Consider the following 211-nt stretch of genomic DNA (forward strand, 5'->3'; position numbering starts at 1 on the left):
TTTCGGGGGCTCCGGCGGTGAGTCCGCGGGTGAGGCGCCCGGCGAGGACGCCGGCGCCGGCGGCGAGGAGCAGGAACGTGCCGGGGCGGTTGCGGGCGAACCGCTGTACTTCGGTGAGCAGGTCGCCCGGTTCGCGGTTTTCCAGCCACGTGGCCATGGAGGAGGTGCGCTCGGCTGCCTGGCGGATCAGGTCGCTGGCAACGCCCTGCTG

At 73.5% G+C, this 211-nt stretch carries 1 pseudogene; it reads right to left on the reverse strand.

The annotated features are described in order from the left end of the window. Positions 1-211 (reverse strand): annotated as a pseudogene (locus AC3IMC_RS20510) (hypothetical protein); the annotation flags it as partial.

This window comes from Arthrobacter sp. E70 (assembly GCF_058266945.1).